Source organism: Pseudomonas mandelii, from assembly GCF_006438925.1.
GTDB lineage: Bacteria > Pseudomonadota > Gammaproteobacteria > Pseudomonadales > Pseudomonadaceae > Aquipseudomonas > Aquipseudomonas mandelii_C.
In genome coordinates this window covers 314640-327312 of record NZ_RCZA01000006.1, presented here as the reverse complement: position 1 = coordinate 327312, position 12673 = coordinate 314640, and the positions used below count along the sequence as shown (strand labels likewise).

The following is a 12673-nucleotide window of genomic DNA, read 5'->3' as shown; positions in this document are numbered from 1 at the left end:
GACCGCTTCCCAAGGAGCCACGAAAATCACGCCGAAGCAATACGTGGACCCGGTTCGCCGAAGGTGAAAGACTGAAAGCCCTAGAGCTGACTCAGGACCAACACAGAATGGATGTGAATTTTCGGCTGCCACCCATCAACGGCGAAATCGTAATCGTCGAAGATGAGTCCCTGTTGCGGGAACTCATGAGAGAAACCTTGAGCGAGGTTGGTGCCGAGTGTGTTGCATTCTCGAACGCTGATGATGCACTGATCCACATGCTCGCGTCGGACACCCGATGCGCACTCATCATCGCTGCCCATGGCCTACCGGGCCAGATTCAAGGTGCTGAACTGGCAGAGCTTGTCCGTGGTAGATGGCCCGAGATGCCGGTGGTCATCACAAGCGGCTGGACTGACACCTTCATTGGGCTGCCCGCCACCACCCAATTCCTCGCAAAACCGTGGTCGCTGGAAGGTTTGGTGATGACGGTTGCCAATTTGCTTCAACCCGGTGTTCCGTCTACGGATACTCCAAAGCACTGAAGCGTTTCCCACACATTTCAAAGCCCCCGTCTCTGACAGACTCGGCATGGGGTGGGGGTCGATCTGTACGCCAGCCAGATAAACAATGACGGGGCTCACCCGGCGTGACGTACTGCATCCAGCGAAGACGGGCACTGTCCACGCCGGGCGAGCGGGACAGATTATAGGTTGCTACTCTCTGGCTGTCAGCGATTAAAGGCGTAGTCGCATGATGGCGTCAGTGATGGCTTGTGCATTCGTGTCGAGTGTTTCCATGGCAGCCATGGCGTTAGCGGCGACACTCCCCACACCGTTCTCTGAGAGCCACTTGGTGATCTCTTCTATGGCAGCACCTAAGGCGTGCTGGTTATGCAGGAGCAACGTTAGAGCGTCCGCAGTGGCGATCTTGGCTTCTGGGTTATCTGACATGGCTATCGTCCTTGATTGATGGTGCGGAAGCTTAGATCATCTTACCGCTGGCTGGGGCTGGGTAAGTAATTGCTAAGGCCAACCCAATTGTCTGCATTCGACATGAACAGTCCTTTGAACTGGATTTGACCAACACTCTTCATGGTTATGACCGGCAGAAGGCGACCCATAGAAGACGTTCAAACCAGAGATGATAGATCCGTCCCCGCCGGGTGATTGCCCGTGAATCTAAGCGTCAGATTGTTTTTTTGCCAGCCTGATGGCTGTAGTCATATGCGGTACAGCGTAGGCCTTGTACCAATGATTCATTCCTGCAATAGCTTTCTGAGCTGGTGCCGTGTCTGCTGCTCCGACCAATTCCGCACAAGCCTGCGCCATTGAGACAAGAATGCGGGCTGCTTCGGGAACGTAGGGAAGGTCATTTCCAGCGTCATGACGTTCACGAATGATCTGGTAGCGAATGTTCTCCGGGAGTGTCCAGGCGCTGATTAAAAACTCCTGAACGGAGTAATCGACGCCATTGATTTCCACGGTCGCTGAGCGATGTTCCTCACGGAATCCTGCCGTTTCGATCTGCTCACAGCTATCGATGACAGTGTTCATCATTTCTCGAATTTGTTGCCAATCAGTTTTCATTTGAACTCCTTTTCATTGTTGTCTTTCAGCAGGATACGTTGAGCATGTTTCTGTGGGCAGTGTTGAAAGGCAGCTTCTGGCCGATTACTGCCTGCTGCGGACGGCTGAAAACGACCCAATATAGCCGGTGAGCAACGATGGTAGGCGCCACGAACGTCAATAGTAGGGAAAACAAATCTGCCCCCCGTTTACTACGATCCGCGCCACCTCTGCACGCAGCTTATCTGCGTATGGGATGGGGCACTCCGGCTTTTTATGTTTGCTGCTTAAAGCTGGCGCATTACTTCACGCACCAGCTTCTCAAACTCTTCAACCGACGAGGCCTTGGCGTTCAGGGGCCGGATGCGAATGAGCTTGGTGTTTGCTGCTCGGAAAATAGAGTCCTTTAGCTGATCATTGGCCTGGGCCTGAGCCTCATCATGGAAGCTACTATCCAGCTCGATGAAGTATCTCGGCTCATACCCACTGCCCACATCAAACACCACACTATCGATGATGGCCCGGAAGAAATATGACCTAGCCTTTTCGGACAACTGATCTTTGATGGCTTGGTAATCCAATACACAGCTTAAGGCGACGTTGGGGTAGGGATGATAGGTCGGAAAAACCCGACGCACCGCCTCATAGAAGTGTTCTTCTTGCTTAGACTTGAACAGGCGAATGGTTTTGGCCTTGCCGGCTACCACTTCTGTTGCGCGGATTGTCAGGTTCTCACGCAGGCTAGCAGCAACCGTTTCTGGTTTTGTCTGCAAAAAAGACTGAATGATTTGCTTGGCCAAGGGGCGGTGTTGATACGACTGGGCGTAGTTGAGTAGTGCAGAGTGCTTGGTTTCCTGCATTAGCTTCAAACGCTCATCCACAAAACGATCCACAAAGGCCTGGCTAAAGCCGTGCTGACCTAGTTCGATAATCAAGTTAGTGAACTCAAACTGCTTCGCGCGCGCAGCAGGTGCCAATGGCTCTGCGAAGGTAAAAAACTCAGCCTCAAAGAACGTAGTAACCTGGGACAAAAAGGGGTCTTGCGTCCTCGCCTTCTTGTTCTTGTAGATGATTTTACCTATCGCCTCCCAGTCTTTTTGGGCCAGCAATGCGTACAGCTGCTCTCTATCTTCCATGCCCGCGCTCCGCAGCTAATCCTGATCGTGCGCCTAAGATAGGACCGAAGTGGCTTGGTGACAAACGCCATGTCGAGTTGAGTCGTGGCAAGTCGCTTGGTTCAGTGCGTAGCAAATGGGGATAGATTTATTTTCTCCTAGTTAGACGTCCGCTTCTGGCCGTTCTCTGTCGGTCGTAAGCCACTCTTTGAAGTCCACTGATACCCAAGTTTTCAAAATCGACATTAGCCCTTGGCCGAATATTGCCTGTGAATCTGTGGCGGAATATCAGGGCGGAGAATCTGGCAGATCGGCGGATCTCCCGCACAGGATGGGTCGAGGTTAAGAGCCATTCCCATGCCACCTCGCTGCCGGCAACTATAAATTTAAAATATCAAGTTTCAAAGAAAAGCCCCGCACTTGGCGGGGCAGCGGTATTCGCTAGAAGAGGATTAGGCCTTGTTCCAGTGTCGTTTGACTGTAGCAATGCCGATCTTCAGGACAGCTGCTACCTCTGCCTGCGTCATATTCAATGCCTTGTGATGAAACACTGCTTTTGTGGTGCCCTTTGCCTCTGGTCTTCCCAGCTTTTTACCTTCGGCCTTGGCACGAATCAAACCCTGCTGGGTACGCTCGATCAGCAAGTCACGCTCAAACTCTGCTACCGCCCCAAGCACCTGCATCGTCATCTTGCCTGCTGCACTAGTCAGGTCCACGCCCCCCAAAGCGAGGCAGTGAACACGGATGCCAGCAGACGCCAAGTGTTCAACCGTCTGGCGTACATCCATCGCGTTACGGCCCAGCCTATCCAGCTTGGTCACGATCAGCACGTCACCTGATTCCATCTTGCCCAGCAAAGTCTGGAAGCCTTTACGCTCCTTGGCAGGAATACTGCCTGAGACAGTTTCTTCCACCACCCGGCCCACATGTACGTCGAAGCCAGCAGACTTCACTTCCTGTACTTGGTTCTCTGTGAACTGGCCGGATGTGCTGACTCGGCAGTAAAGGAAAGTGCGGGACATGGCGGTTAACTCCACTAGTATCACTTAAGGTGGTATCAGCGTATCAAGGTATCGACAATTCTAAAATGCTATTTTGATGATACCAAATACCGCTCGTCAGGAAGGTATCGTTTAACGGTCGTTTGTTGGTGCTAGCCGCAACCGTTGTCCACCTGGTGGTGAGGGGATGCAAGTAGGGTTAGCCGCTTACGATTCTCATCACCTCGTAAATTTGTGGATTATCCAATTTGATCGACCTCAGCCCCACGTGGAGGCAAGGTCATTGATACTCATTCATTCAGCAAATCGCCAGTGTTCAGGATTGCGTCTATTCGTAATTCGAACCCGAGCCACCCATGGAGTGAAACCGAGTTTCCGAGCCACATCAACAGCCTCTTTCTCGGTTCTATAGCGCAAGTTGGTAACAAATTGGCCATTGATATGCTGTAGCACGTAGAAAGTTATTGGGGCGGATTCAAGGCGGGCTGAGGGTTGAGGTTCAACGTATACGTGGTTCATAAATTTCCATTTGTAATGCCAGAGTTGGCTTGTTAGTTGTAGGTAATACTTGAAGAGGTCGCAAGTGACCGTATTTATTAACGCTGTCGGTCATGTCTATTCCAAACCAATACGGATAATGGTGATGGCATATTTACCTGTCATTCAGCGTGCATTAAATTTTGTGCATCTTGAAGATCGCTATCGATGAAAATTTGTTTCTTGATTCTCTCAAATGAGTGAAAGGTAACGCAAAGCATTGAATAAGATCATTCCGCCGGTAATGCAGTAGATGATCATTGAAGGATATATAGAATTCATGGGTATTTTGATGCTCTTCAGTATTGGGTGTCGACGGGTATGAATGATTGTCCCTTGGCTCAAACTTCCATAAAAAACCTGGAAGTACATATATATTTAATATGATGGGTTTACTATGTTTAATCCATTGCCTGGTAGGGAGCGTTAAAGACTACCTTGAATATTAATAACCAAGAGCTCATGCAGTCTGGTATTCAATTGCACTGTAGTCGATACAAAAAGTATTAAGTGCACCGCCCACAGTATATAACCAGCGCCCGATAATACGCGGGCTTGGGGGTGTTTTGGTGTTTGCAAATCGAGCTTGATTAGTCCGAAGGGCCGACACGGGAAATAGCAGTTTTTAATGATAGAAAATTATTTGCCCGGGACGCGACCACTCCAGCAGAAAGCTAGAAATTCCGTATTTTGTAGGGTGGTATACGTTCCATTATACAGCATGGCCTACCCTGATCTAAACACTTTGAACAGTAATTTTTAAAGCGGTGTTGCTTGCATGGGTACGATTACATTCAAGCTACATCTGGGTTTTTGATTTCCATGGCAAAAGTTGAATGGATCCGAAATAGCGCCATTGGCGACTAGGACGGATTGTGTTCTCGGAACTATATATCGTTAAAAGCGTTATGATAAACAGATAGAGTTCTGTGCGGTTAATTAAAATCGCACGAGCCCGCGAGTGCACCCGTAGGGTGAAGGTAGATCCATATGAACCGATTGTTACTTTTAAATTCGATAGAGTTTAAATGTTTTTAGTGTTGTTGATGGTGTCTGAAGGTAAAAGCCGAAAGCTGAGAAATTATGGTTCTATTGATTTTGGAATCTAGATGTATTGTACTGTTCAAATGGTGTTGTTGGGCGCTTCGCGACTTCATGCCCTGCGGGCATTCCGTTTGTCTTTGTGATTGGAATAGCTGTTTTTGTTCTAGAATGACCTTGAGTTTTTCGAAAACGGTCACATCTCTAAGTTATACTCTTAGGGATATGATCGGTTTTGCAATGTAGTTTGACAGCCCCATCTAAATGGGGCTATATCTATTTAGACAAGGAATTGTTCGAGCCCTTCAGCGGGTTTTGGATTAACCCCTTGAAGAATGTTTCTAGTCCATCTCCGAGCGGTGGTCTCGGAGATTTCCCACAGTTCAATCAAAGCTTTATTAATGTCTAGGCGCCGCATTCCTTTTTCAAAGGAAATTTTGATGAAATTAGCTACTTTGTTTTTTTCATCTGCTGTGACAGCGCACCGATTGTCTTTTTGTTTCGGTGGGGTCAGCGCTAAGCTTGTATCAATCATTGCATTAATCATATGAGTGCTTTTTAGATACTCGGCTACCTGTAGGTCCTGTACGTACAGGAAAACAGGTTTTTTGTTTTCTCTATCTCGAACTGCTGTCCTAGTAGCAGCTTGAAGGCTGGCTTCTAATTTGTTCGTCACAATCCATGCGTTGATCAAGTCGATGAGACTAATACCGTGTTTGTCAGAAAGAATCTGCAAACTTTTTTGATCATTAGGTGAAGGACGACCGCTGAATAGCAGGCTCGCTGCGGTTTTGCCCTTATAAACATTCAAGCCACGGCAGTCAATGGAGCTGTAATCAATACCATTTTTTTTGTTGGGGATATCGTAGTTCGGGCCAAAATCGGCCCAGCTATTGGCAATCACCAGGAAATCTTCTTCTGGTGTGTTATTGATTGCGTTTGCCAGTACTCTGTCGATCATCTGGCAATCGCGCATGGCCAAGTGAAACCAGTAATGGTCACCACTATTATTTTTCAAAGCCTGGGTCTTTGACCACATGCCATTCATCATTGGGAAAATAGTGATGTCACAGCTGTACTCAAAAGGTGCAGGAGTAAGCGGCGAGCGCTTGTACTGAAATCCAAACTTTTTGGAAAACAAGTCGAACAGGCCACCTTGAATCGTCGCCGATAAAATATGGGTTTCTTTGGCATGTTTGATATGTTCGAAAATGTTACTTTCAATAATGGTGTGAAAGTGAAAGACCACCTTGCCTTTTTTAAGTCCTTCTTCAACGTAGATAATTTGTTCGCTCAGCAAGGCGTCAAAGAGCTTGTACTCAAGCCCAGAGAGGGTAGAGGCTTTGATTTGGTCCTTTTTAGACGCCTTGTAAGTGGTTACCCGCTGCTTCATCTCCGTAATCATGCCATTTTTGATGGTCAAAAAATTATCGTTGATATCGGTCATGCGGAAGATTTGCTGAGCCTCAAGAGCTCCCAGTGTATCGTGGTGAAATTTCAGTGTTGAGGGGCTCTCATCGATAACCAAAGTCCACTCGCGAAGAAGCTCTGGGTTGGTCAGTTTCAATCCTTCATGTGTTACAAGAATCAAGTTTTCATTACCGTTTCGAAGGGTTCCCTCGATGGATTTGGATACGGACTTGTTGTTAACTTCGTCACTATTGATGACTTTTGGAGTTAAATCTAAATCCTTCATGCGAGAAAGAATCTCTCCGTTCAACCGGCGAGTGGGAAGTGCGAGAATTACTTTCTCGCCTAGTTTGATGTAATCAGGCAGCTTTTCGATCATTGCTTGGGTTTTGCCCGCTCCTGGCGCGGCAATGGCTGTGTGAATGAATTTCTTGGACATTACTAATATACCTTTTTGCGGTTGAGTTAATCCTTGCTGACAATGACGGTAGTCGTCGATGTCAGTTGGTGTTTCGTTTTTGTTGAGAGAAGCATACTACGAGTTTTGGCCAATCTAAACAAAATCCAAATTTTTTTTTGTTGGAGTGTTGCTTTGGGAGTTGTCTTGTGTTGATTAATAATTGCATCAAATCGTTATGGGCAATTATGTATTGGGGCTGTGGGGTGGCATTGGTTTTTGTTATAACTTTGATGCTATTTTTTTGGGTGCCTTCATGGGTTTTTAACGCATCGCAGGCCCCCTTTTTTGTTATTCGCCGAGGAATAATCCAGCGGCCTTCGCAATGTTTAGAAAATTCTGTATTTCCTCTGCAGTCGGGGACAACGGATTCACCCCATAACGGTCACCTTCATTCGTGCAGGCGTGACCGGTGATCAATCGCTGACCTCTTTGGGAATCCCAGCCTGTCTGGCAGTGGTCTTGAAGGTATTCCTGCAACAACAAGCGAACCCTGCTGATCGATCCTCAAGGAAATCTCGTTAGCAGTAACGGCTAGGGCCTATTAGTTTTTCAAGCCGGGCGATTATGTCAGCCAGCAAGCAGATGTCATTCATCGCTGGTCTCCATGCCCATGGATGTTTGGTTTGTATGGCCTAGATCTGTTGCTTGGGCTTGAGGTGCAAGTTCAATGTGTCGCAGTGCGTCCGCCATTGCCTTCAATGGGCTGCGACTGCCGTAAATGCTAAACGTCACTGCACCATCTTCGTGTCCTGCTATTCGCTTGATTAGAGAGTCCTGGACTCCGGAGTCCCGAAGATCATCGATTAGCGTATGTCGAAAGCTGTGGAATGTTTTCTTGGGGTCGGTGATCCCGCGTTTCACCTTGTAACGTCCGAACCATTTGGATGGTGCATGGCCCAGCTTTCCTCGTACGGGTTCAAGTTCAGGGAACAGGCGATTTGCCCCGGTAGCCCTGACAGACTCAACATGCCGCTGTAGGCCGAGTTCGACCAGAGTAGGGTGGATGGGTAGTAAACGGCGGCTGCTGGCGTTCTTGAGGTTCTGCTCTTCACTGTTGTCATCAATACGGATGCATTGAATACCCTGTTGCTGAATGAAGTCGTCAACACGTAGTTGGCATAACTCTTCCAAGCGAGCCCCGGTGGCTCGCCCCATGAGCGGTAACCAGTATCGCCAAGGATGCTTGCGTGCTTCGACTTGGAGGGCGTTCAGGTCTAGGAGTACGCGTAGGTCGCTATTGTCGAATGACAAACGGGCTTCCTTGGATGCACCGGTCATCATCTTGAGTCCAACCAATGGATTGTTTGTGATGTAACCGTTGGCCTTGCACCAACTGAGAAAGGCAGAAAGTTTGCGTAGCCGGTTGTTCACCGTTACCGCCGAGATCGTCTTGTACGTGCCAGCCGATTCAACGACCTGTCTCAGGGCCTTACCCTCATATTCGGGGCGTATGCCGAAGTATTGCGGGCAACGGCTTAACCGATCCTTCAGCAGTCGGGCTTGGTTTACGTCGAATGCTTCAACGGGCATGTCGCCCATCAGTTCGAACAAGTCTCGTAATGAGCGTTCGACTTCGTGGGTGCTGACCTCCCGCCACGTGCCACCGCGTTTTCCCTCTTCTATATAGAGCTTGGACAAGCTGGCGAGCGTATGACCGTCAATGTTCCTCATCACGGTAGTCGCTGGTGCCTTCCTTGTAGCAGTCTGAATCGTTGGGGAGGGGGCATTGTCTCGCCATTCCGAACACAGCCTACGTAGGGTCTTAACGTCTGCCATGGGATGTGCGTTCAGGTGGTTGTGGACTTGCTGGGCGAGCGAAGAGGCGAGGAACTGGGCGCTCTGGCGCTGTCGGATGTTCAGGCTCAAACGCAAAGTGTTACAGCGTGGGAAGAGGTGCTTGGGTAGCCGGAGGTTCAGGTAATAGAAGGCTCCGCGTCGGATCAGGTAGGCCATGTGTGTGACACCCATGTGTGACAGCAAAGTGTGACAATGCTGGCTACACCCCGAGTGCTGACAGTCCGTGCTGAGTGCTGGGACGGATGATTTGAAGCGACCTCAACAGCCTGAAACCCCCGTAATACATGGCCCCGCAACGATTACCCGTGAACCTGGTCAGATCCGGAAGGAAGCAGCCACAGCGGGAACATTGTGTGCCGGGGTGTGGCTGGTGGGGTTGCCTCCATAACGCACCGCGAATCCTCTCTCGCGTTATCTGTCTAAAATTACATTCTTGTTGCTCTGCCACGGATCTTGTCCAGGGCGGTGTTTTTTTCGTTTCCGGTTTTCAGAGCGCACACATAAAAGGAGGCCGAGCTGTCGAATGCGACATCTCGGCCTCCTTTTTTATTTCTGGCATCAAGGCTTGGACAAGGCCTGGTCAACCGCTGCAATCAGCTTTCCCAGATCCTTCGGGGTGGCTTTATGTATGACACCGAACAGATACGCCCGCTGTTCATCTTCATCGCCTAAATCTGCGAAAAAGGCTTTCAGCTTCACACCCAACACATCGGCAAACAGGAACAAGGCTTCCACGCTGGGGGTGTAGGTGCCGGTTTCGAAGCGGCTGATGGTTTTGGGGTCAAAACCGGTTTTTTCGCCGAGTTCAGCCTGAGTAAGCCCAGCGACCTTGCGGTAGCGCCGAATGGCCGCACCCAAACTTGAAATTTGCATCGCTTAATTCCCATTTAGAATCAAGAACTTAACGATAGATTTTTGCATTAGACAACTGCATGGTCCATCACCTTGCTTTGCAAAATGTGATGCGTTTCGTAGAATCGCCGCACAAAAAGGGTATTTGGGGTCTTTAAGGTTAGTTGATCTCTGCTGTCAGGAGGCCATCAAACGCTGTTCATGGAGTGATAACGTTTTGCTGCGCATTACCTATAAAAACATCTCTACCGGGCATCCCGCACGGGTCGAGCGGTACCACCGCTAGCCACAGCGAGCCTGACTCATGGATGAGAAATACCGCAGGGCCGTGGATGCCGCCGCGATTTTTTCCGAGACCGATCTGAGCGGCCGGATCACCCACGTCAATGATCAGTTCTGTGCCGTGTCCGGCTATAGCCGCGAAGAACTGCTCGGGCAGAACCATCGTCTCCTCAATTCGGGTCTGCACTCCGCCGATTTCTTCGCGACTATGTGGCGCACCATCGCCTTGGGCAAGGTCTGGAAAGGCGAGATTTGTAATCGCGCCAAGGACGGCAGCCTGTATTGGGTCGACAGCACTATGGTGCCGGTGCTCGATGACGCTACCGGGCGGGTTGACCGTTATCTTTCGATTCGTTTCGACATCAGCGAAAAACACCAATTGCTGCATTCACTGCAATGGCGGGTGGGGCATGACGTGCTGACCGGGCTGCCGAATCGCGCGTTCCTCTCGGATTTGCTGGATCAGGCGCTGGAGTTCTCCCGTCACGAAAACATCCCGCTGGCAGTGTGCATGCTCGACCTCGACGGCTTCAAAGCGGTCAACGATGGCTATGGGCATGCCAGTGGCGATCAGCTGTTGGTCGAGGTAGCCAAGCGTTTGCGAACCATTGTTCGCGGCGAAGATGTGGTGGCACGGTTGGCCGGCGACGAATTTGTGCTGGTGTTGCGATACGTGCGAGATCTGCCGGAACTGCGTGCGGCGTTGAACCGGGTGCTCGGCGCTATTTCGGCGCCGTACTCGCTGCATGGCAAGGGCGTCAATGTATTTGCCAGTATCGGCGTCACCCTGTTCCCCGACGACAATCACGATGCCGAAACCCTGCTGCGTCATGCCGATCAGGCCATGTACGTGGCGAAACAACGCGGTCGCAATCGCTTTCATTTGTTCGACGTGTCCCGGGATCAGGAGGTCAAGGCCACTCACCAGACGGTCGAGCGAGTGCGCCAGGCGCTGGCTGCCGGTGAGTTGCGTGTGCATTTCCAGCCCAAGGTGAACATGCGTCGTGGCGAGGTTGTCGGCTTCGAGGCGTTGTTACGTTGGGAGCATCCGCAACACGGCATGGTGCCGGCCCGGGAGTTTTTGCCGCTGGTGGAAGAAACGGACCTGATCATCGATATTGGTGAGTGGGTAATGGATCAGGTCCTGTCGCAGTTGCACCATTGGCAGCAAGCGGGGCAGGGCTGGCCAGTCAGTATTAATATTGCGGCACGACATTTCCAGCGCGCGGATTTTGTCGACCGGCTCAAATACGTGCTCGCCCGGCATGCCGAGGTGGCCCCGCAGATGCTCGATCTGGAAATCGTCGAGTCGGTGGCGATTGAGAATATTCAGCATGTCAGCACCTGTTTACAAGCCTGTCAGGCGCTGGGGGTGCAGTTTTCACTGGGGGACTTCGGCACCGGTTATTCGTCCCTGAGCTACCTCAAGCGTTTGCAAACCCAAACCATCAAGATCGACAAGTCGTTTGTGCGCGGCATCCTTGAAGATCGTGATGATCTGGCCCTGACCAAGGCTGTCATTGGCCTGGCTCGGGCCTTTGGTCGGCAGGTGATCGCCGAAGGGCTGGAAAGTATCGAGCACGGTATATTGCTGCTGCGCCTGGGCTGCGAAGTTGCTCAAGGCTGTTTCATTGCCCGGCCGATGCCGCCCGCAGAAGTACCGGGCTGGGTTGCGGGGTTTGTCGCGCCGGCGCAATGGCAGGCGCTGGATCAAGCAGGCTGAAGTTTTGTGATCAACACCGAACCCATGTGGGAGCGAGCCTGCTCGCGATAGCGGTCTGACATTCTACATTGATGGGGACTGACATACCGCTATCGCGAGCAGGCTCGCTCCCACAATGGTCTCGTGTCGATCAGAGGAATCGCTTAGGGTGTGCTTGGCTCGGAACCTATATAGAGCCGGATGATGTCATCAATTTCTCCAGACATTTTCATTCGCACCAAGGTGCGCAAAATGCGCTGCACGGGCACCTTGGGGTCGTTGCGCGTAGCAGCCGACACTCTGTTCCTGCAGCACCGCGACACCTTTCAGTTGCCGATCAGGCAGCAGGCGCTGATTGAACCAATCCAACGTCCATTGATTGCTCACGGCGTAGTGATAGCGTCCGGCCAGGAGTTTTTCCAGCACCTGTTCCTGGTTGCGCGCGTCTTCGCGATGCAGGCGGTCGGCATCGAACAGGGGTTGCAACGTGGGGTAGGTGTAGCCAAGCACCGTGCCAACGGATTGTCGCGGCAAGTTTGCAGGCACAACCGAGGGTAGCGGATCTGACCGGCTGATCAACATATCGCGCTGGAACCAGAGCGGAATGCTCCAGATGTAGTCTCCGGACTGATTCGGCTGCCAGGACTGCGCCGCATAGCAGCGGATATCGACTTCGCCGTGCTCCATCGCGTTTTGCACCCGTGTGCGAGGCAGTACGTGAAATTCGGCCGGTACGCCGACCTGGGTCGCGAGGCTGACCATCACGTCGTGCAGGATGCCCTGGGTCGGGTGGCCGCGGTCCAGTTGCACCATCGGCATCGCCCAACTGTCGGGCACCACAAAGCGCAGCGGCGCCTCGGCGCCAGCGACATTCAGGCTGATCAACAGCAGTGCCCCCAAGGCCAGCCGCATAAACGCTCCGGCACTGA

The 12673-nt window shown here is 51.1% G+C and carries 9 protein-coding genes, 1 other RNA gene and 1 pseudogene; 3 read left to right on the top strand and 8 right to left on the bottom strand.

Annotation, left to right across the window (positions count from 1 at the left end; all coding sequences use genetic code 11):
- The first annotated feature begins 107 nt into the window (after nucleotides 1-107).
- Nucleotides 108-524: a response regulator gene (locus EAH74_RS16195; protein ID WP_140679746.1), complete on the top strand. Its 417-nt coding sequence runs from the start codon at nucleotides 108-110 to the stop codon at nucleotides 522-524.
- 192 nt (nucleotides 525-716) lie between these two features.
- Here the strand turns inward: EAH74_RS16195 and EAH74_RS16190 are convergent, their stop codons facing one another.
- From EAH74_RS16190 to EAH74_RS16165, 6 genes are all read right to left on the bottom strand, one after another.
- Nucleotides 717-932, bottom strand: a complete 216-nt coding sequence (locus tag EAH74_RS16190; RefSeq protein WP_140679745.1) for a hypothetical protein — start codon at nucleotides 930-932, stop codon at nucleotides 717-719.
- Nucleotides 933-1160: 228 nt separating this feature from the next.
- Nucleotides 1161-1568: a hypothetical protein gene (locus tag EAH74_RS16185; protein ID WP_140679743.1), complete on the bottom strand. Its 408-nt coding sequence runs from the start codon at nucleotides 1566-1568 to the stop codon at nucleotides 1161-1163.
- Nucleotides 1569-1834: 266 nt separating this feature from the next.
- Nucleotides 1835-2683: a DUF2726 domain-containing protein gene (locus tag EAH74_RS16180; RefSeq protein WP_140679742.1), complete on the bottom strand. Its 849-nt coding sequence runs from the start codon at nucleotides 2681-2683 to the stop codon at nucleotides 1835-1837.
- A gap of 431 nt (nucleotides 2684-3114) precedes the next feature.
- Entirely contained in the window at nucleotides 3115-3684 is a 570-nt protein-coding gene (locus tag EAH74_RS16175) for a recombinase family protein (protein WP_140679741.1), read from the bottom strand.
- Between the two features lie 1837 nt (nucleotides 3685-5521).
- The gene (locus tag EAH74_RS16170; protein ID WP_140679740.1) at nucleotides 5522-7090 is read right to left on the bottom strand and encodes a hypothetical protein; all 1569 of its coding nucleotides are present in this window, start codon (nucleotides 7088-7090) and stop codon (nucleotides 5522-5524) included.
- Between the two features lie 606 nt (nucleotides 7091-7696).
- Nucleotides 7697-9064 (bottom strand): site-specific integrase, encoded by a 1368-nt coding sequence (locus tag EAH74_RS16165; RefSeq protein ID WP_140679739.1) that lies wholly within the window; start codon nucleotides 9062-9064, stop codon nucleotides 7697-7699.
- Between the two features lie 128 nt (nucleotides 9065-9192).
- Between EAH74_RS16165 and ffs the strand changes: the two genes are divergently transcribed.
- Nucleotides 9193-9277, top strand: an RNA gene (ffs, locus tag EAH74_RS16160) — signal recognition particle sRNA small type.
- Between the two features lie 189 nt (nucleotides 9278-9466).
- On the opposite strand, the gene EAH74_RS16155 is transcribed toward ffs, so the two are convergent.
- Nucleotides 9467-9781, bottom strand: coding sequence for a helix-turn-helix domain-containing protein (locus tag EAH74_RS16155; RefSeq protein WP_008146799.1), 315 nt, complete (start codon nucleotides 9779-9781; stop codon nucleotides 9467-9469).
- Nucleotides 9782-10064: 283 nt separating this feature from the next.
- On the opposite strand from EAH74_RS16155, the gene EAH74_RS16150 reads away from it, so the two are divergent.
- Nucleotides 10065-11765 (top strand): putative bifunctional diguanylate cyclase/phosphodiesterase, encoded by a 1701-nt coding sequence (locus EAH74_RS16150; protein ID WP_140679737.1) that lies wholly within the window; start codon nucleotides 10065-10067, stop codon nucleotides 11763-11765.
- 143 nt (nucleotides 11766-11908) lie between these two features.
- Here the strand turns inward: EAH74_RS16150 and EAH74_RS16145 are convergent.
- A pseudogene (locus tag EAH74_RS16145) lies at nucleotides 11909-12656 on the bottom strand (substrate-binding periplasmic protein).
- Nucleotides 12657-12673: the final 17 nt, after the last annotated feature.

Bases quoted from the DNA above. Each gene is read 5' to 3' on its own strand.
- EAH74_RS16190 (WP_140679745.1), bottom strand. From the start codon at position 932: ATGTCAGATAACCCAGAAGCCAAGATCGCCACTGCGGACGCTCTAACG.
- EAH74_RS16150 (WP_140679737.1), top strand. From the start codon at position 10,065: ATGGATGAGAAATACCGCAGGGCCGTGGATGCCGCCGCGATTTTTTCC.
- EAH74_RS16170 (WP_140679740.1), bottom strand. From the start codon at position 7,090: ATGTCCAAGAAATTCATTCACACAGCCATTGCCGCGCCAGGAGCGGGC.
- EAH74_RS16180 (WP_140679742.1), bottom strand. From the start codon at position 2,683: ATGGAAGATAGAGAGCAGCTGTACGCATTGCTGGCCCAAAAAGACTGG.
- EAH74_RS16195 (WP_140679746.1), top strand. From the start codon at position 108: ATGGATGTGAATTTTCGGCTGCCACCCATCAACGGCGAAATCGTAATC.
- EAH74_RS16155 (WP_008146799.1), bottom strand. From the start codon at position 9,781: ATGCAAATTTCAAGTTTGGGTGCGGCCATTCGGCGCTACCGCAAGGTC.
- EAH74_RS16165 (WP_140679739.1), bottom strand. From the start codon at position 9,064: ATGGCCTACCTGATCCGACGCGGAGCCTTCTATTACCTGAACCTCCGG.
- EAH74_RS16185 (WP_140679743.1), bottom strand. From the start codon at position 1,568: ATGAAAACTGATTGGCAACAAATTCGAGAAATGATGAACACTGTCATC.
- EAH74_RS16175 (WP_140679741.1), bottom strand. From the start codon at position 3,684: ATGTCCCGCACTTTCCTTTACTGCCGAGTCAGCACATCCGGCCAGTTC.